This is a genomic window from Burkholderia sp. Ac-20392, assembly GCF_017104585.1.
GTDB classification, from domain to species: domain Bacteria; phylum Pseudomonadota; class Gammaproteobacteria; order Burkholderiales; family Burkholderiaceae; genus Burkholderia; species Burkholderia lata.
Genome location: NZ_JAAGPB010001108.1, coordinates 1 through 796, shown reverse-complemented (window position 1 = coordinate 796; position 796 = coordinate 1). Strand labels below are relative to the sequence as shown.

1 protein-coding gene and 1 pseudogene are annotated in these 796 nt (G+C 70.5%); both read right to left on the bottom strand.

What is annotated here, in order from left to right; translation table 11 throughout:
* The coding region (locus tag G3N99_RS41065; RefSeq protein WP_206125291.1) for a PTS glucose transporter subunit IIA at positions 1-590 on the bottom strand (590 nt) is incomplete at its 3' end.
* A gap of 15 nt (positions 591-605) precedes the next feature.
* Positions 606-796 (bottom strand): annotated as a pseudogene (locus G3N99_RS41060) (iron dicitrate transport regulator FecR); the annotation flags it as partial.

Here is a 796-nt window from a genome sequence, read left to right as displayed (position 1 = left end):
GCGTGCCCGCGCGGCTGCGCCAGCACGATTTCACGGCGCACCTCGTTCTGCGCCGCGGCGCCGGTTTGTGCCGCCTGCACGGCTGCTTCGCCCTTGCCGCGCAGCACGAGCAGCGGCGTCTCGCCAGCCGTCGCGAAGCCGCTCGCGCGATCGACGACCTCGAACGCATCCGAGTTCGCGATCGCGATCACCGACACGAGCGAATGCGCGCTGCGCGCCACCGCGTCCTGATCGAACTCGATCAGCAGCGTGCCGGCCTCGACACGCGCGCCGGCTTCGACGTGCGCGATGAAGCCCTGCCCGTTCAGCTCGACCGTGTCGATGCCGATGTGCAGCAGCACTTCCGCGCCTTGCGGCGTCGTGATCGTCACTGCATGGCCCGTGCGCGCGAGATGCGACACGACGCCCGCGCACGGTGCGACGAGCTGGCCCGCGAGCGGGTCGATGCCGATGCCGTCGCCGAACATCCCGCCGGAGAACACCGGATCGGGCACGTCGGCCAGTGCGACGATCGGCCCCGTCAACGGGGCAAGCAGGACGATCTGATCGTGGGTGGGACTCTTCAACTGGGACTCCTCGGCGCGTCTCATCGGCTGTCTCGGCTATCAGTGCGTTTCGGTGACTTTGTTCAGGTGGCGCGGCGTGTCGGGATTGCGGCCGCGCGCGACGGCGAGATCCGCCGCCATCACGTAGAACGAAAGAATGGCGGCGATCGGGTCGAGCGCCGAATGGGCGGACCGCGCAAGCGGCAGCGTCGCGCCGGGCGTGCCGGCGGGCGCCGCGAGCAGCACGGCGG